Source organism: Pseudoalteromonas atlantica (assembly GCF_043641955.1).
GTDB lineage: Bacteria > Pseudomonadota > Gammaproteobacteria > Enterobacterales > Alteromonadaceae > Pseudoalteromonas > Pseudoalteromonas atlantica_A.
Genome location: NZ_JBHZRV010000001.1, coordinates 808,541 through 826,038, shown reverse-complemented (window position 1 = coordinate 826,038; position 17,498 = coordinate 808,541). Strand labels below are relative to the sequence as shown.

Here is a 17,498-nt window from a genome sequence, read left to right as displayed (position 1 = left end):
AATGAGTTAAGTTTTTCTAATAAAGTGTCATTTAAACAAGGTCATACACATCTATTTATTAGGTAAATAAGTCTTAATTTAATCTGCCAAAATTGATTTTTAGGTTTTGTTTAAATCTGACAGTCGCATATTTGCCATGAGCTGCCTTTCCGATTTAACTCATTTCTGCCCCATTGTCAGTTAACGTAAATACTCTAAAATCGGCTTTAAGCTCACAGCGGTAAGCGGACTTGTATCGTTTGTAAATAATATAAGCAAAGGGTTCCTGAAGAACGTTCATGTCCTTGTGAGTCCACCGTAACGACTTCCGGTTGAGTTACCTCGTTTAGGAGTCCTGAGAACTTGTTATATGTAAATCCATCTGACAAAACACCATGTATCACCAAAATGCTTGAATCCGAATATTCTACGCCAAATCTTCTGGCATATATTTGACCTCCATCTGTTACTGAAAACACATGTTCTCGATAACTAAAAGGTTGTTCAATCCCTAAATCTTGTAGTTCCTTTGCACTCATTGTCATATTAGTGGACGGTTCAAATATTGGAGAGTCCGAATTTACCAATTGAGTGCTTTACCTTTTACGTATGATATCAATTATTCGATTGTGAACGATTTGAGAAAGAAGCAAAGTGTCATCGCCTGTGGTATTCACAAACTGAACAACAACGGTGTCAATGTCAGCATAGTAACGAGCGCGACTCCAGTGGCCTAATACCCAGCCATCGTGCTGATACTCATAAAGCCCTTTATAAATCTCGGCTTCTTCAGGAGTAAATAAGGAACCGTCATTGAGTGCCCTGATAAATTTCCCTACCGCTTCTGCTGTTGCGACCATACCTTGGTCTAGATATTTGAAATCATCTGGATATCCAATGTAATAACCACTCATCAACCTGTCTTGGTTAACTTCATTGACCGACATAAAAGTATCCTCAATACCCAAGGGGAGAAACATTTCTTGCTTAATAAATTGCCCGTAATCGTAACCGAGTACTTTTGTCATGATTCTTTGTAGCAACAGGTAATTGGTATTCGAATAGCTGTAATCTGTGTCTGGCTCAAAATCAGCCTGTTTATTAAGAATCAACTCTAAACCATCAATATTAGGGTCGGCCCAATTAAACCCTTCGGCATCGGTAAAATTAGGGATGCCACTTCGATGTTGGACCATCATACGAAGCGTAATTTTGTCGGCATTTTGGATCTTTCCATTAAATTCCGGTAAGTAATCAACGAGTGTTCCATCTAACGATAGCGTTTTATTCGCGACAAGTTTGACGAGAGCGGACGCATCATAAAGCTTACCAATACTGGCTATTTTAAATAAGGCTTGAGGGGAAGCGGGGGTTTTAGTATCCCGCTCGTGAAAGCCTTCAGCATATAATTCACCCGCTTTGCCGTTTCTATCGACATATACGATTATGCCATCGAGTCGTTCCTCTACGGCATTCGCCAGTTCCTGCTCTATGGTATTCGGAAGTGGCTTTAGATAGTAAAGTCCGAATTCCCATGGCGCAAACACATAGATACTAGTAAAAGTGACAATAGCAGCGGCAATGCGAATTGCCGCTAATTTGCTTTTTTCCATTTGCTTAAGTTCCAAATTGTGATTCTATAGCTGAGTATAAAATACTTAACAGTGTAAGTTTTAATACCAATGCCACCGCGCAGCTAAATTACATTCAACCCAAACACATCTTTCACGCTATGAAGAACAGTGTTGGTTCTGTTTCTTGAGATCTCACTTCCTGCTCGTAATATTTCTATTAGTTGTGCTTTGTCATTAAGGTAAAGCTCCCTAATCTCACGAATTGGCTTCAACAAATCTTGCAGGCACTCTTCAAGTATTTTCTTTGTTGTGCCGTCACCAAGGCCACCCCGTTGGTAATATTCTTTTAGTTGATAGACATATTCTTTGTCTGGGTGAAAAGCATCGAGATAAGTGAAAACAATGTTTCCTTCAACTTGACCTGGATCTTCAACTCTTATGTGATTTGAGTCGGTGTACATACTGTGAACAGCGCTTCTTATCTCTTTCTCAGTCGCGCCCAAATTAATGGTATTACCCATTGTCTTACTCATTTTGCTTTTGCCGTCAGTACTTGGCAATCGTGACGTATTACTTAACAACGGTCTACACTCATTGAGCACTGGATGCCCTGCTAATGAATTAATTTTTCTAACAATTTCATTCGTTTGCTCAAGCATTGGAAGCTGGTCATCACCAACAGGTACTAATGTCGCATTAAACGCGGTGATATCAGCCGCTTGAGAAATTGGATATGTTAAGAAACCTGCGGGGACTGAGCGATTAAAACCTTTGCTTTTTATCTCACTCTTTACTGTAGGATTTCGTTCAAGTCTTGAGATGGTTACTAAGTTACTGTAATACATTGTTAGTTCAGCAAGGGCAGGTAGCTGAGATTGCAAGCAAATAGTAGTTTCCAGAGGATCTATACCAACAGCCAAGTAGTCAGCCACCACATTTAATATATTGGACGAGACCTTTGATGGATTGTGTGCATTGTCAGTCAGTCCTTGAATATCTGCGATAAGAATTGTTTGGTCGTGTATTTCTTGTAGAAATACACGTTTCTCCAACGAGCCAACATAATGACCGAGATGAAGAGGGCCTGTCGCTCTGTCGCCCGTGAGGATGGTTTCTCTTTGAGTGTTTATTAGATGGTTCATGATATATCTCCAGATTAATAAAATGTGCTACTGGAGATACAAAGAACATACAGACTCAGCTACCTTCCAGCAGCAAAAGAATGTACAAATCCTGTGCCGCTCAGAGTGAGCGCCACCAGTAAAAAGAAATTGTATTAAGACGTATTTTTTTCATGTTCGCAACCGTATCAAAGTAGACGGTGAGACTCAATTCTTTCAACATTTTAACTGCTTTTTATACAGTAGCGATAAAGGGCCAAAAGCAGGGAAAATATTAATAGATTGAATCGACACCAATAATCGACGTCCACTCCATATCTAACCAAGAGGTATCTAGGAAATTAGTGTCGATTCATGAATCTCATTTTAATTACCCAGTAAATCGTTGTAACTACAACCAGAATAACTGGTATCAATAAGAATTCTATTCGTTGTATAAAATCAGTTAAGTGCTTGGCTTGGCCAAGAAAGAAAGCTGCTGTCGACATTAACAAGGGGAAAAACATGCGCCATAAGTGTCTAACTAGTCTGCCATTTCCACTTAATCCACCACGTATTAGATAACGATAATCACCGATGCAGCATAAAGCCATGACACTGCCGAAAACGATATAAGCTTCAATGCCAAAGCCACCTAGCTCTTTGCTCTCTATCTGGGTGATTAAATAAGAATACCAACCAAATCCAATCGTAATCAGAATGACAAAAATAAACAGCAGCTTATCCATTGCATTGGTTTGCTTAGGTGGTTGCCAAATCGTGTTTATTGAAGACAATACTAAGTAGCAAAGTACTAAACCATTGAGCATCGAAATCGGTATTTCTCTTAAAATCGCTATATATGTTCCAGTAAGCCCAAGTGCTAATATTGCTACGACATAAACTCGACCTAAGTACTTATGTATCACTTGTCCTTTCTTTGCAACAATCACTGAGTACCCAGCTAACAGGGCGATTGCACCCGCACATATATGAAACACTAAAAAAAACGATAAAAACATGGGGAGATTCCTCTAGTATTAACTGGCTTTTTCAAGCTGTTCATTAACTAAATGTGAGTCACATTTAAACCCTGCCACTAAAAGATAAATCGGCACAATAAGTTGAGTTAGGGCGATAGGCGCTTGAATCAACGTTGGAATGGATAATTCAAAAAAGGTATGGCCAACTGCAATCAATTGAAGTGTTACGGAGAAAACCGCGAAACTGGCAAGGTAAGTTGGCAGCAGTTTTTCTCTTAAAACCAAGCCATAGAAAAACAACAAGCTTAAACTTGATATAAATATTGAAAAAAAGTGCGCCTCATTTCTTCCTGTAGCCAGTAGCTTTTTCAGTGACTCGAATGTCTCATTACTTGAACCCCCATCTAAATAACCACCTGTTAAAAATACTACGTATTCAGACAGTTTTGCATATTCAACTGTAGAAAGCGCTATTCCTACTGCTGCCAAGGCAATAAGGGTAATAAACATGTCGCTTTGTCTACTCACTCTGTCTTTTGGCAGTAGCAAACCAAATACTAAATTAAGTGAAGAAATAATAAGCGCCACAAGAGTTGCACTTCCTAGTATATAGATGAGTTCTTGAGTACCCACTGAGCCGTCATATCTTAAAATTGGTTTTAAAAAATAGAAATTTAAAATTATTCCCAAGATCATTTGAACAAGCATCAAACATGCTAATAATCTCGCGATGGATTTGGTACTGTTGTTAAGTAGTGACATAAAATGCTCCTTTGTTGGTAATTAGGAGCGATCATACCCACTTCCACTAATGGCTTGGGTAACATAGTGTAACAATTGCAATGAAAGATTTGTGTTTGACACAAATCATGGAAGAATATGTCTTAAACAATACACAAGTAGCTACTATGACAAAGATATTAATAATTGATGATGATGAAGAGTTAACGGAAAGTTTAGCTGCTTTCTTCAACAATCATCAATGTGAGCTCGTCGTAGCCAATGATCCGCTTTTTGCAATGGATCTAATAGAAAAAGAAGCTCCATTATTACTGCTTTTGGATGTGATGATGCCCAATGTTGATGGTTTTACCTTATGTGATCAGATCCGAAAAAAATACACTTTACCTATCATTATGTTAACTGCTAGAGGTAAGTTAGAAGATAAAGTACATGGCTTCGAAATTGGTGTTGATGATTACTTACCCAAGCCTTTTGAACCATTAGAGCTGTTAGCCAGAGTACAAGCCTTACTTCGACGAACAAGAAGTAAAAAGGAAGAAACCGAAAAACAGGAGCACATTCAGTTTGCTAGCCTTGATATTTTTCCCGCACAACAGTTAGTGAAAGTGAACGGTGAAGTGCTCAGCTTGTCCGGCATGGAATTTCACTTGCTTTGTACGCTGGCGAGCAATCCAGGCAAGGTTTATAACCGCGAACAAATTACCGGCGCATTAAAAGGCGTAGAGGTTGACTTATATGGCCGCGCTGTCGATATATTGCTAAGTCGGCTAAGACAAAAACTGAATGATTCTGCCGCAGATCCCATGTTCATAAAAACCATCAGAGGCATTGGTTATACATTTATAGGGAAGCCGCTGTGAAACTCCCAAACTTGAACTTATACACGCGCTTCTTTTTGCTGTTTGCCATCACGACACTACTACTAATTGTTCTGGTTGTACTGGGGAGTTTTTCCATGTCTGAACAAAAGGCACAGCAAATTGTTTTAGACAGACATGAAGCGCTGCATGAAATGATGGCTAAATTAGTTGCAGGGGCAATTGATATAGAACACCTTAAGACAGAAGCTAAAAAGAATCGTGTTACGATACAAATTACCAGAGATGAAAAAGTTTGGTTAACCGGTGACCCGCTACCAACACCTAAAAAGCTAATGAATAATGCAACACCTCTTGGCAAGCTGTTTTTTACAAAAGTAGGCACGAAGTATTTCGTGTTTACCACATCAAATAACACAACCATCGCGGTCACCTCGCAAATAGCTAACCTTATCGTTTACCCCAATTGGCTGGTGTTTTGGCCTTGGCTTGGTGTGCTATTAGTATTGTTTGTTAACTATAAGTTGTTGAATAAGCAATTAAGTCCAATCCAAAGCGCCATAGACAGCGCCACTCAAATTAGCCAAGGCAACCTTAAACACCGCATTCAAACTCACCCGGCCAATGACTTGGGAAAACTCACCAATGGATTAAATACTATGGCTGAAAATTTAGAAGAACTTTTTGCTTCTAAGAATGAATTATTACTGTCCGTTAGCCATGAATTAAGATCTCCTATGGCAAGAATGAAGGTGTTGTTAGCACTTTTAAATAATGACCAAACTGTGTCGAAACTCAATCACGAAATAAACAAAATGGATGCCATTGTAGAGCAACTATTAGAGAGTGAACGGCTGCGAGATTCACACAAACTATTAAATTTAGAGCCATATTACTTTCCCAATGTGATAGCAGACATCATTAATAGTTTTGATGGCATAGACAACTTAACACTAGAAGGCTCAATTCCAGAGATAGTCATTGATATTGATTTAGGCCGCTTTAAGTTTTTAGTGCGAAATTTAATTGAAAATGCGCTAACCCATTACATCGACTCAAGTCATGTACTTATTACCTGTAGAAAGAATTCAAATCAACTAATAATCTCGGTAAGAGATTTTGGCTCAGGAATGGATGAACAGTTTTTGTCTAAGGTGTTTGAGCCCTTTTCTCAAGCAGAAAACGTAAACAACCGCAGCAATAAAGGTGTTGGTTTAGGGTTATTCTTATGCAAGCGTATCGCATTAGCTCATGGTGGCGACATATCAGTAAAAAGTGAGCTTGGCAAAGGTAGTACGTTTATTTTTAAGTTACCAATCGCTGTTTAATGAACAACTCTTGTCTCAGAAGAAATGATTAAATTTTTGAAAAAAATAATCGCTTTATCTAAAGGGCATATATTTACGCTAAAACTGAACTCTCAAATTTACTGGGAGTTCAGATTAAAAAAGACGTTTTAACTTATCTGTAGTAGCACAGACGCAATCTGATCCTAATTCGTCTATGTCCAAGAATGAGTTTGTTTGACTGTCCGCCTTTGCACATAGCTGTCTGTCAGATGAAGTCTAAACCTATTCACTTATACTGTAAGGTCAAATATGAGCTAGTACATATTAGGTATTTGAAAAAATAGCACAAGGTATTGTTTTAAATATATTATTTTAATTAGTTGTTGAGTCTTTTTGGCAAGGTTATTACAAAACAGGCACCACTTTCTTGTTTTTGATAATACATTGAGCCTTTTAAAGTTTGAGTGATCATATTAAAAATAATGTGGAGTCCTAGCCCCGCGTGTCCCTCAGCCCTGAACGTTGTGTAAAAGGGTTCAAAAATACTTTTGATTTCATTCTCTGGTATACCACACCCGTTATCTTGATATATCACATTAATTTGCTGTGCATCTGCAGCTTCTATTATTATTTGAACATTAATAGCACTTGTATGGTCATCCCTAAAACCATGAATAACTGTATTACTTAACAATGTTTCTAATATTTGAAACCAATACGTAGAATAACTGGTAACAATACTCTCACCTTCTAGCGAAAGAGTGTAATTTACACGTTTAAAGCACGGATTTTTCAGTATTGAAACCATTACCTTATCAATACAATCTTTCAATACAAAAGCTTGAGGTGGGTCTGCGCGTTTTTGAGCCGCAACTTGCTTAAATTCATTAATCAAATTAGCGCTTCTTGAGGTGTTTTTTTCGATTAACTCACTACTTTGTGTGATTAATTCTAAAAAGCTATCAAGTCCCACTTTTGACACTTTGTTTTCAATAACCATATGCTTAAAACTTGCTAATTCCTCTTTTAGAAAAGAAACAGCCGTAATGATAGTGCCTAATGGTGTATTAACTTCATGGGCAACCCCTGCAACTAATTTGCTTAATGAAGCCATTTTCTCTACTTCAATTAAGTTATCTTGGGTACTTTTTAGTTCAGCCAATGTAGACTCAAGGGTTTGATTTGTTAGAGTAAGTGATTCTGTGCGTGTCGCTACTATGTTTTCGAGGTTTTTATTAAGCTCGATTAGGTCTTGCTCTTTCGCTTTTATCTGCATTAGGGCAATGCGTTTATCTTCGAGTTTTTTGCGTTGATTATAACGATAATAGAAAAAACCAACTAAAACAAAAATTAGCAGCGAAAAGACAATAGCAATATTTCGTTGATTGATTTGTTTTTCTGCTTGCAAAGCAATAATCTCATTTTTTTGCACTAACTCACTTATTTCACGTTGCTGCTGTTCAACATCATATTCAATTTTCAAGGTGGAAATATAGCGTTGTCGCTGCGAATTAAAAAATATGTCTTTTTGTTGTTGAAAGACTCGCTCATTTTCCCATGCTTTTTCGAAGTTTTTCATATTTTGATAAATGATGGAAAGAGTTTGGTAAGAGCCAAATATAACAATACTTTTATCAACCTTTTGTGCAAGCGATAAACTTTTATTTGCCATATCAAGGGCCTGTTCAAGTTTATTCTGCAATACGAATAAACGTGCTAAAGCCAAGTAAGTTTCTGACGCACGGCTTTCACGCTTAGAATTGATAAAATAAGTTAATGCCTGATTAAGGTAGTTATACGAAACATCGTATTGCGCCATATCTCTATGAAGACGGCCTAAATATAAATAAGCGTAATACATCAGCTTTTCATTATTAATCTGCTGTGCGAGCTTATTAGCAAGTGTGAGATGTTTTAAAGATTCTTGTGACTTGCCCGCTAGCCGATATACCTCTCCTAGGTTGTTATGTGAATAAACCTGACCGCGTAGGTAGCCAATTGATTTTTTAATTTCCAAAGATTTAGAGTGCATATCTATTGCGTTGTCATAATCTTTTAAATCTTTGTAAATAATAGCGGTGTTATTGTATTGAATGGCAATAAGTCTTGGATTACCTGTTTGCAAAATAATAGTTAATGCTTTTAGTTGATATTCAAGCGCTTTATCGTAGGCAGCTAAACGACGATATACTGATGCGCTAATTCTTAATACACTGACCATAGCCGGTTTATCATTTAAACGTCTGTAATATTGGTACGATAGTAAGGCTGCATTAAGCGCTTGATTATGATCAAATGAATCAATGTAAGTTTGCGCTCTCAATGCATAAAACTGACCAATGTAAGATAACTCATTCTCTTGATGCGCAATAGCTAAGCCTTCAGCGATGAGCTGAAGCGATTTATCAAAATTTCTTAGCTCGTTAGCCTGGATACTGTAATGCGCATAAATAAGCATAAGGTTGTTGTTATTTTTACTCTTTATGGCGCGCCTGAGTGCTTGTTCAAATAAGACTTCGGCTTGTGAAAACTCACTTTTATAAAATTTAGCACGTGCATAATGGGTGAGTAATTGAGTTTCATAAGAGGAGTCTTCTGCCACAATTTCCAACGCAGATTCAATATAGCTTTCAGCTTTATCTGGGTAATACTGACTTGCATCTTTGATGTATTCTAACGTCAACACAACTTTTTTTTCGCCCTGACTCTCGGCAATTTTTTTCTCAAGTTCCGATTGTTCGGCAGCGTACGACTTTGGGTGGATAATACAGATGAAGGTGACAAAAAAAATCACACCGAAATATACAGTTTTACGCACTAGTTCAAACAAAACTGACATTGTTACCAACTACAAATCGAACAATTAAAAGGCTACAGTAAGTGTAGCTAAGCCTAATAAAATCAGCCACTCTAAATTTTGAGTACACCAACTTCATAGCTTAATGTTTCATTGTTTAGCAAAGTAGATTGTATTAATTTTTGTTTTAAAACAACAAATTCATTTTTTGTATTTACTTAAATGGCATCAGTAATAACGTTAATACTGATGCATTTTTTTTGCTTGCTGGGTATTGGTTTAAGCCGACTTTCAATGTGGCGTCGTCCTTGCTGGCATGCGGTTTATAGCTGGCAAATAGTTTATCCCACCAAATTACACTAAAGCCAAAGTTACTGTTGGTTTCATCAGGCCGCTGGCTATGATGGATACGGTGTAGTTGCTGAGTGATTACTACAAACCGTAATACCTGCTCTAGCTTTTTCGGTAATCGTATATTGGCATGGTTAAACAAGGCAAAGCCGTTCAGTGCAATTTCAAATATGAGTACTGCAATCGCAGGTGCGCCAAGCGCTGTAACGGCAATTAGTTTAATTAAAATACTGAGCACAATTTCAAATGGGTGAAAGCGTAGCCCTGTACTTGCATCTATATGGCTGTCAGCATGGTGAACTTTGTGTAAACGCCATAGCATTGGTACTTGGTGGAATAGCCTGTGTTGCCAATATATAAGTATATCGAGTATTAAGACACTCAGCAGAATAGTTAACCAAAGTGGTAGTTGAATTAAGTTAAAAAAACCAAAACCTTGCTCGGTATTGTAAATTGCTAATGCCGTTAAGCCGATGGGCACAGTTAAACGGGCGATCACAGATGATATAAACACTAAGCCAAAGTTTGCAAACCAACGGTGCTTAGCCTCAATCGTGGATTGACGGGCAGGCTTTAACCCCTCAAGCAACATCATGATTGCTAAAATACTGATAAAAAAACCGAGACGCCAATAAAGCTCATTATTCATCTGTGTTTGACTCTTGTTTTTTGAGTGTTACATAACCGCCATAAATACGAGTAACAATTGTAATAGCGCAGGCAAAGGCAAAAACGTAGGCCATAAGGGCAAAGTGCTGAGGCCAAATACAAAAGGCAATAAATAGCGCAATGGTTTCTGTGCCTTCAGTCAGGCCATTTAAATAATAAAAGCTTTTATATTTAAACTGCGGCTTGTCTAGCTTAAATTTTTCGGCGGCAATAGCAAAAGCTAAAAAACTTGAGCCGGTACCAATAAATGTCGCTAATAAAATAGCGCCCGCAATGGAATTTTGCGCAGGGTTGGCAAGTATAAACCCAAGCGGTATTGCAGCATAAAATAAAAAGTCTAAGGTGATATCTAAAAAGCCTCCCGCGCTTGAACTTTGCTTACTGTAGCGTGCCAAGGCGCCATCAAGGCCATCAAATATGCGGTTAATTATTATTGGCCCAAGTGCTAAGTACCATAGCTCAAAAGCAAGCAAAGGCACGGCTAATAACCCGACTAAAAATCCGGTTACAGTAAGTGTATCGGCGGTGATACCGCGTTTATCGAGTAGAGCAACCACAGGTGTTAACAGTGGCTTAATTACTGGAGTCATGTATTTATCAAGCATGGGTGTTTTCCGGGCGACTTAAGTTAACTACTTTACCATTTGCAGCATCTGCATCACTTTGATCGTGTGTAACCATGATAGCGGGGAGTTTGTGTTCACGTATTTGGTTAAAAACTAACTCACGGGTTTCTTGACGCAATTGGCTATCGAGCTTGCTAAAAGGCTCGTCTAGTAAAACTGCCTTAGGCTCACTTAATAATACCCTGAGTAATGCTACTCTTGCTTGTTGACCACCAGATAGACTTTCAGGAGCTCTGCTATGTAAGCCTGTTAAGCCAACTTGCTCAAGAGCTGTAACTATTTTATCCATGCGTTGTGCTTTATTCCCTTGTGGCATGGCGAACGCAATATTGCCAGCTACAGATAAGTGCGGAAATAAAAGCGCGTCTTGATAAAGTAAGCCTAAATGACGCTGGTGGCTTGCAGTCGCTGTGATTTCTTGTTGGTTTAAATACAGCTTACCCTGCGCAGTAAATGCACTAGGTAGCATACCCGAAAGCCAATTTAACAATGTTGATTTACCGCTGCCAGATGGGCCCATAATACTGAGAATTTCACCGCCTTGCACAGTCTCATTAAGTGTAATAAGTTGCTTACTCTGTTGCCAGATAGTGAGTTTTTCAATGACTAAACTATGCATGATTGGCCTTAAATTTAAACTTAACGAGGTACTTAGGTATTGTCCAAGCCAAAATGAACGCAAGGGCTGGTAATAGCATTTGCACTAATGCATATACAGAGCTCACACGCCGACTGGCTCCACTGGCAAGGGCTACTGCTTGTGTTGTTATTGTGTCAATACGCCCGCCGCCGTTAAGAAGAGTGGGTAAATATTGACTAAAGCTAACAGCTAACCCGAGTGCAAATGCGACGCAAATTGGTCCCATTAGCATAGGCAGCTTGATACGCCAAAATATTTTTGCAGGTGTTGCGCCAAGGCTACTGGCTAATTGTGCATAGCGCGGGTCTAAACGCCGGTAGCCACTTGCTAAAGATAAATATACATACGGTATAACAAATATTAAATGGCTAAACATTACATTGAATAAAGCATGATGACTGTTTACTTGTTCTTGCAGCCAAACTAGGCCAAATAAGAACGCAATACTTGGGATAAGAAGTGGTAAATAAATCAGTATGCTAGTAAAACGCGACAACGGATTAGCCTGTTGTTGCTCAGCTTCAAGAGTGAATAAGGTAAATAAAGTAGCAATTAGCGTCGCTGCAAAACCAATTAATACAGTATTGAGTAACGGTGTTTGTATATTCACCAGCGCACTTTGCCAATGCATTACTACGAATTGTTCCGGTAAGGTATCAGGAAAACGCCAATACCCAGCAAATGACCAAAGTACAAGCCCTGCAAGTGATAGCATAGCACTGGCAATTAACAGGCATGTCAGGATATGCGTTATCCAAGTAATAATAGGGTCAATATAGCTGCGCTTGCCATTAATAAAGCTGTGTTGTGTTAAGCGTTTAATTAATGTTTCGAATAACCACCAGCTAACTAGTAAAGCCAAGGTTAACAGTAGTTGGATCACAGCTCCTGCGGATGCTTTAATCCGCAATGTTAAATCAACATCATTAAACCAGTGCATAATTGCGACAGCAAGTGTAGGCGGCGCATTTGGGCCTAATATGAGTGGGATTTCTACATTTGCACTAGCATAGGCTAGAACAGCTAATACAGGAAGTCTTAAATAAGGGTATAGATTGGGCAGCACGACTTTAAAAAAAGCAGTCAATGGGCTGTAGCCTAAACTAAGAGCTACCTTATGGTGTGCACGTAATGTAGTGCCTAAATTTGCTTGTGAAAGCGCGGCTAATGCCATGAGTAATAAGAAGGGTAACTCTTTTAATGTCAGTCCTATAATCATACTTATTCCCCATGAGTCATGAGGGAGTAACCAATCTGCAGGGCTTTGCCAACTAGTTAACCAAGGTGAAAATAGCCGTGAGATCATACCTGACGGCGTAATTAAAAAGGAAATAGCAATGGCCGCGGCTGCATGAGGGATAACTAATATAGGCCCTAACAATTGTTGAATACGACTCAGCCAAGGGCTGTTAAAGTAGCTTGCTATTATCAACACGGTCATAGTCAATGCTAAAAACGTACTGATGAATGCACTTCGAATGCTTAAGAACACCATTTCACTAAAACCCGCAGTTTCGAATAAACGGGTAAAACCACGCAGTGACAGGTGTACTTCATTAAGGGCGGGGATATAACCAAACGCAGGAAGTAAAACAGCGATTAGGCCACCAATAACAGGAACTACAAGAAGTGCCATGAGAAGCTTAGGGCTAAATCGTACAACATTGATAAATATACTGTTCGCGCTAATCATTTACCTGCCTTTAGCGCACGCTTTTTGGCGCCGTAGCGCGCAAGCCACTGTTGATTAATATATGACACCCAGCTTGGGTGAGGCTCAGCAAGCGCTGGGCTTAACCCTTCTGAAACTAAACTACTCGGGTGTGAGTTTTGCTGTACAAAAAGCTCAGCACTTTTTTCATCTAATAGAGATATATCAATTACGGTACGATCCCCCCATACCGAGGGCTGCTGTTTCTTTGCTTGTGCTGTTACGCTGAGCATAAAGTTTGCAACCAGTTTAGCACTGTCGCGGTGGCTTGCATTAAATGGGATGGCTACAAAGTGAATATTACTTAGGCTGCCGTCATGCATGGCGTAACTGCGAATGCTAGTAGGTAAGTCAAAGCGTTCAACGGCACTAGGCACCTCAGGCGCTGAAAATGTAAGTGCTAAACTCAGCTCAGTATCTCCCACTAAACGCCTAAGCGCGGTGCTGCTTGAAACAAAGTATTGCCCCTTTCGCCAAAGATTGGGGTGCAGGGCATCTAAGTATTGCCATAGCGCTGGCAATAACAAGGCCGCACTTTGCTCAGTCGCGGGTTGATAAAGTAAGTGTTGCAACGATTCTGGTGTAAGGCTTATAAGCGCGTATTTTAAAAAGCTTACACCAATAAAGTCGGGGGGCTTTGGGTAAGTAAAGCGACCTTGATGTTGAGCACTCCATGTTAATAATTCGGCCAAACTATAAGGAGGGGCTGACATCGCTCTACTATCATAGTAAAAGGTTAAAGCAGCTTGCCCCCAGGGGGATTCCATACCTTGAGTTGGTACACCAAAATCAAGTGTAACAGCAGGATTTTTATCCGGGTTTGTTAGGGCAAAGTTGGGAAGTGATTGTGCCCAATGAGGTGCTAATAAACCATGTTTTGCCATGGCTGCAAAGTTAGCGCCGTTGATCCAAATTAGGTCAACTTTTCCTTCATCGTGATTACCAGCTGACTTTTCAGCTAACACACGGCTTACAGCTTCGCTGGTGTCGGTAAGTTTTATATGATGTAGCTCAATATTGTACCGCTGCTTAACCTGCTCACCAAGCCATTGTATATAAGTATTTATTTGTGGGTCGCCACCCCAAGCATGAAAATAAACAGGCTTGTTACTGCCATTGTTAACTGTGGTTTGCCAAGTAGTGTTATGCTCTTTTGCAACACTGAAAAGGGGAACTGTCAGCAATAAAATCAGGCCGCAAAGTATATTACCGATAACAATGTGTGGTTGTTTATGGCGTATCATTCAATGCCCAGTTGTAATCTAAAAACTTAATTTTCACAGTGTTATTTTTAATTTTGCGTTGTTCGGTTGGTGTTAAGTTTAGCGCATTTGAGTACAGCAGGGTAAATGCATTTAAGCTAGTTGCACCACCAAAACCTTGCTCAAAATCATCACGATACCATTTAAAAATTGATGACAAATAGAGTGTATCACCGGATATATAATTGCGTGTTTTATCAGCTAAAAAGAGCGTTGTTTGTTGCTCCAACTGCATATCTAACTGCTCAGCACGATAAGCTTGCGCTCGTAGGGCAGGGCAACCAATGCTGGCACAGTTAACAGCAAAATGAATACGAGGCTCGTTATAATTTCCTTCACCACGAATTAATGTGTGTTCTATGTTATCTAAACTACGAGTTTTGCCTAATAAAGGGATAAACTCTTTACGCCAAGGCGAACTAAAAAAACTACCTAGCTCTTTAATCGATTCGATATCTGGGTATTGGGTTAAAATAAATGCCACAGTCCATGCATTGTAAGCGTTGATCAAAAACGCTAACTGCTTTGATTTTGACCAGGTGTTGAATTCACTTTGATTAACCTGCGAGAGAGCATCTAAGTAGCCCTTTAATATCGCTTGGTCAGCTTTAAAACCGTTGTAGTTAACTCCAGTACTGGTGCCTCCACTAATGCTTTTTACATGTTTGCTTAACAATTGGTCCCAAGGCTGATGAATTGAACTCGATTGTTGCTCAGCCTTTACAGTGGTGCTGGCTAAAAAAGCCAACAACACTGTAATCTTAAAAACAAAATAAAAGGCTAATTTCATTTTAGCCTCTGCGCCAAGTGTGGTATTTCTCAAGCCAATTAAGCACAGTTTGGGGCGCATGCGCACGTTTCCATTCACCCGCTGCGTATTTATTGCCCTCAGCCCACGTAGGGTAGCTATGAATAGTACCCAGTATTTTATTGAGGCCCAGCCCGTGTTTCATCGCTAATATAAATTCAGCAATCAAATCACCCGCGTGCTCAGATACAACGGTCACCCCTAATATCTTGTCTTTGCCTTTAGGCGTAATCACTTTAATAAAGCCTTGAGTCGCACTCTCGGTGATTGCACGGTCTAGCTCTTTAAATTCAAAGCGAGTCACTTCGTAGTCTAGCCCCTGTTCAATCGCTTCTTGTTCATTGATACCAACGCGAGCGACTTCAGGGTCAATAAAGGTGGTCCATGGGATCACACGATAATCCACTTTGAATTTCTTTAAATTGCCAAACAAACCGTTTACGGCTGCGTACCAGCCTTGATGCGCTGCAACATGGGTAAATTGGTACGGGCCAACGATGTCGCCTGCAGCAAAAATATTTGGGTAGAGGGTTTCTAAATAGTCGTTTGTTACAATGGTGCGCTCGGTCTCAATACCTAACTCTTCAAGTCCGTAACCAGTTAAACGTGCGCTACGACCGACTGCACAAAGTAATTCATCGTACTCTAGTTCAGTTTCTTGCTCGTTGTGCTTAACAATAAGGTACTTTTTACCATCACGTGCTTCACAGCGAAGTGCCTGATGGCTCGTTAATATGTTAACACCACTGGCTTTAAGGGCATGGGTGGCGAATTCAGAAATCTCAACATCTTCCTTTTGCATGATGCGATCACTCATTTCAACTTGTGTTACCGCAGAGCCTAAGCGTGAAAAACTTTGCGCAAGTTCAGAGCCTATTGGCCCTCCACCAAGTACAACTAGCTTTTTAGGTGCCTGTTCGTAATCAGCAAACTTTGTCCACAATGTATCGCTGGTGACAAAGCCAGTTTCTTCAATGCCAGGCAAAGGAGGCACAAAGGGTCGTGCGCCTGTGGCTATAACAATTGTTTTAGCTGTTAGGGTTTGCGTTCCACCATCGTTTAGTTGTATTTCAACTGTCCACGGGTCAACAATTTTAGCGTAGCCTTTAAGTACTTCAACCCCTAAGTTTGTATAGCGTTCCACGCTGTCGTGCGGGGCAATATCAGCAATAACTTGGTGCACACGGGCCATTACTTTTTTAAATGAAAATTCAGGACTGATACTTTCTAAACCGTATTTATCAGCATGTTTAAATTGTTCAGCAACTTTGGCGCTTTTTATAATTGCTTTACTTGGCACACAGCCGTAATTTAGGCAATCACCACCCATTTCACCGGCTTCAATTAACGTGACTTTTGCTTTCACGGCAGCTGCTATGTAGCTGGTTACCAAACCGCCAGCGCCTCCACCAATAACAATCATATTGCGGTCAAACTGCTTGGGTTTAGTATAGTTTTTATATACTTTACGTTTTTTCAGTACATTGATAATTGCTTTTGCAATGAGCGGAAATACACCCAACAATGCAAAAGAAACAATAAGGTCTAAAGATAAAATGCCCGATAAGCTATCAATTTGTGCTAATTGCGTACCGGCATTAACAAATACAAACGTGCCGGCTAACATGCCTATTTGACTGACCCAATAGAATGTCCATGACTTAATAGCTGTTAGGCCCATCAGCAAGTTTATTAAAAAGAATGGGAAAACAGGCACTAACCTTAAGGTAAATAAGTAAAAGCTGCCTTCTTTTTCAACCCCCGCATCAATGGCAGACAAGCGCTCTGGAAAACGCTTTTTGACCACGTCGCGTAATAAATACCGCGAGACTAAAAATGCTAACGTTGCCCCAATGGTTGATGCAAAAGAGGCAACTAATAGTCCTTCAGCAAGGCCAAATAACGCCCCTGCAGCAAGCGTCAAAATAGCTGCGCCGGGTAATGAAAGGGCAGTGACAACAACGTAGAGTAAAAAGAACCCCCCGATCACCAATAAAGGCGATTGTTCACGCCATTGGCTAAACTCTTCTATTGAGCCTTTTAAGCCATTAAGGGTAAGCAATTGGTGTAAATCAAAGTGGAAAAACAACCCTACACCCAGCAAGGCAACAATCAATAATAGTAATTTTTTTAACATGTCCACTCGC

At 39.7% G+C, this 17,498-nt stretch carries 14 protein-coding genes; 2 read left to right on the top strand and 12 right to left on the bottom strand.

What is annotated here, in order from left to right:
- Positions 1 to 575: 575 nt before the first annotated feature.
- The 4 genes from ACHUE3_RS03345 to ACHUE3_RS03330 form a co-directional block, all read right to left on the bottom strand.
- Positions 576 to 1,592 (bottom strand): serine hydrolase domain-containing protein, encoded by a 1,017-nt coding sequence (locus ACHUE3_RS03345; protein ID WP_394190161.1) that lies wholly within the window; start codon positions 1,590 to 1,592, stop codon positions 576 to 578.
- Between the two features lie 83 nt (positions 1,593 to 1,675).
- Positions 1,676 to 2,695 carry a tryptophan--tRNA ligase gene (trpS, locus tag ACHUE3_RS03340; RefSeq protein WP_394190159.1) on the bottom strand — a complete coding sequence of 340 codons (1,020 nt, stop codon included), beginning with the start codon at positions 2,693 to 2,695 and terminating at the stop codon, positions 1,676 to 1,678.
- Between the two features lie 320 nt (positions 2,696 to 3,015).
- Positions 3,016 to 3,675 carry a DUF2306 domain-containing protein gene (locus ACHUE3_RS03335; protein ID WP_394190157.1) on the bottom strand — a complete coding sequence of 220 codons (660 nt, stop codon included), beginning with the start codon at positions 3,673 to 3,675 and terminating at the stop codon, positions 3,016 to 3,018.
- A gap of 18 nt (positions 3,676 to 3,693) precedes the next feature.
- A complete protein-coding gene (locus ACHUE3_RS03330) occupies positions 3,694 to 4,398 on the bottom strand; it encodes a hypothetical protein (RefSeq protein ID WP_394190155.1) in 705 nt (234 codons plus the stop codon).
- Positions 4,399 to 4,544: 146 nt separating this feature from the next.
- Here ACHUE3_RS03330 and ACHUE3_RS03325 point away from each other — a divergent pair, with 146 nt between their 5' ends.
- Together ACHUE3_RS03325 and ACHUE3_RS03320 are read left to right on the top strand one after the other, a co-directional pair.
- The gene (locus tag ACHUE3_RS03325; RefSeq protein WP_394190153.1) at positions 4,545 to 5,240 is read left to right on the top strand and encodes a response regulator transcription factor; all 696 of its coding nucleotides are present in this window, start codon (positions 4,545 to 4,547) and stop codon (positions 5,238 to 5,240) included.
- Between the two features lie 95 nt (positions 5,241 to 5,335).
- Complete coding sequence (locus ACHUE3_RS03320) at positions 5,336 to 6,526, top strand: HAMP domain-containing sensor histidine kinase (protein WP_394190151.1); 1,191 nt, start codon at positions 5,336 to 5,338, stop codon at positions 6,524 to 6,526.
- Between the two features lie 337 nt (positions 6,527 to 6,863).
- Here ACHUE3_RS03320 and ACHUE3_RS03315 read toward each other — a convergent pair whose 3' ends face one another.
- The 8 genes from ACHUE3_RS03315 to ACHUE3_RS03280 all read right to left on the bottom strand — a co-directional run bounded on the left by ACHUE3_RS03315 (position 6,864) and on the right by ACHUE3_RS03280 (position 17,488).
- Positions 6,864 to 9,326: a tetratricopeptide repeat protein gene (locus ACHUE3_RS03315; protein ID WP_394190149.1), complete on the bottom strand. Its 2,463-nt coding sequence runs from the start codon at positions 9,324 to 9,326 to the stop codon at positions 6,864 to 6,866.
- A 172-nt stretch (positions 9,327 to 9,498) separates the two neighbouring features.
- On the bottom strand, positions 9,499 to 10,284 hold the full coding sequence (locus ACHUE3_RS03310) for a sterol desaturase family protein (RefSeq protein ID WP_394190147.1): 786 nt from the start codon (positions 10,282 to 10,284) through the stop codon (positions 9,499 to 9,501).
- Complete coding sequence (locus tag ACHUE3_RS03305) at positions 10,277 to 10,909, bottom strand: CDP-alcohol phosphatidyltransferase family protein (RefSeq protein WP_394190145.1); 633 nt, start codon at positions 10,907 to 10,909, stop codon at positions 10,277 to 10,279. The genes ACHUE3_RS03310 and ACHUE3_RS03305 overlap by 8 nt, the downstream gene beginning before the upstream one ends.
- Entirely contained in the window at positions 10,902 to 11,552 is a 651-nt protein-coding gene (locus ACHUE3_RS03300; protein WP_394190274.1) for an ATP-binding cassette domain-containing protein, read from the bottom strand. The genes ACHUE3_RS03305 and ACHUE3_RS03300 overlap by 8 nt, the downstream gene beginning before the upstream one ends.
- Positions 11,542 to 13,263 (bottom strand): ABC transporter permease, encoded by a 1,722-nt coding sequence (locus ACHUE3_RS03295; protein WP_394190143.1) that lies wholly within the window; start codon positions 13,261 to 13,263, stop codon positions 11,542 to 11,544. Before ACHUE3_RS03295 ends, ACHUE3_RS03300 begins: the two co-directional genes overlap by 11 nt.
- The gene (locus tag ACHUE3_RS03290; protein WP_394190141.1) at positions 13,260 to 14,525 is read right to left on the bottom strand and encodes an ABC transporter substrate-binding protein; all 1,266 of its coding nucleotides are present in this window, start codon (positions 14,523 to 14,525) and stop codon (positions 13,260 to 13,262) included. Before ACHUE3_RS03290 ends, ACHUE3_RS03295 begins: the two co-directional genes overlap by 4 nt.
- Positions 14,512 to 15,333 (bottom strand): DUF547 domain-containing protein, encoded by an 822-nt coding sequence (locus tag ACHUE3_RS03285; protein ID WP_394190139.1) that lies wholly within the window; start codon positions 15,331 to 15,333, stop codon positions 14,512 to 14,514. Before ACHUE3_RS03285 ends, ACHUE3_RS03290 begins: the two co-directional genes overlap by 14 nt.
- A 1-nt stretch (position 15,334) precedes the next feature.
- Entirely contained in the window at positions 15,335 to 17,488 is a 2,154-nt protein-coding gene (locus tag ACHUE3_RS03280; protein ID WP_394190137.1) for an FAD-dependent oxidoreductase, read from the bottom strand.
- Positions 17,489 to 17,498: the final 10 nt, after the last annotated feature.

What these genes read in the sequence shown, in the direction of transcription:
- ACHUE3_RS03285 (WP_394190139.1), bottom strand. Translation starts at nt 15,333, where the DNA reads ATGAAATTAGCCTTTTATTTTGTTTTTAAGATTACAGTGTTGTTGGCT.
- ACHUE3_RS03335 (WP_394190157.1), bottom strand. Translation starts at nt 3,675, where the DNA reads ATGTTTTTATCGTTTTTTTTAGTGTTTCATATATGTGCGGGTGCAATC.
- trpS (WP_394190159.1), bottom strand. Translation starts at nt 2,695, where the DNA reads ATGAACCATCTAATAAACACTCAAAGAGAAACCATCCTCACGGGCGAC.
- ACHUE3_RS03320 (WP_394190151.1), top strand. Translation starts at nt 5,336, where the DNA reads ATGTCTGAACAAAAGGCACAGCAAATTGTTTTAGACAGACATGAAGCG.
- ACHUE3_RS03280 (WP_394190137.1), bottom strand. Translation starts at nt 17,488, where the DNA reads ATGTTAAAAAAATTACTATTATTGATTGTTGCCTTGCTGGGTGTAGGG.
- ACHUE3_RS03315 (WP_394190149.1), bottom strand. Translation starts at nt 9,326, where the DNA reads ATGTCAGTTTTGTTTGAACTAGTGCGTAAAACTGTATATTTCGGTGTG.
- ACHUE3_RS03310 (WP_394190147.1), bottom strand. Translation starts at nt 10,284, where the DNA reads ATGAATAATGAGCTTTATTGGCGTCTCGGTTTTTTTATCAGTATTTTA.
- ACHUE3_RS03345 (WP_394190161.1), bottom strand. Translation starts at nt 1,592, where the DNA reads ATGGAAAAAAGCAAATTAGCGGCAATTCGCATTGCCGCTGCTATTGTC.
- ACHUE3_RS03290 (WP_394190141.1), bottom strand. Translation starts at nt 14,525, where the DNA reads ATGATACGCCATAAACAACCACACATTGTTATCGGTAATATACTTTGC.
- ACHUE3_RS03330 (WP_394190155.1), bottom strand. Translation starts at nt 4,398, where the DNA reads ATGTCACTACTTAACAACAGTACCAAATCCATCGCGAGATTATTAGCA.
- ACHUE3_RS03325 (WP_394190153.1), top strand. Translation starts at nt 4,545, where the DNA reads ATGACAAAGATATTAATAATTGATGATGATGAAGAGTTAACGGAAAGT.
- ACHUE3_RS03295 (WP_394190143.1), bottom strand. Translation starts at nt 13,263, where the DNA reads ATGATTAGCGCGAACAGTATATTTATCAATGTTGTACGATTTAGCCCT.
- ACHUE3_RS03305 (WP_394190145.1), bottom strand. Translation starts at nt 10,909, where the DNA reads ATGCTTGATAAATACATGACTCCAGTAATTAAGCCACTGTTAACACCT.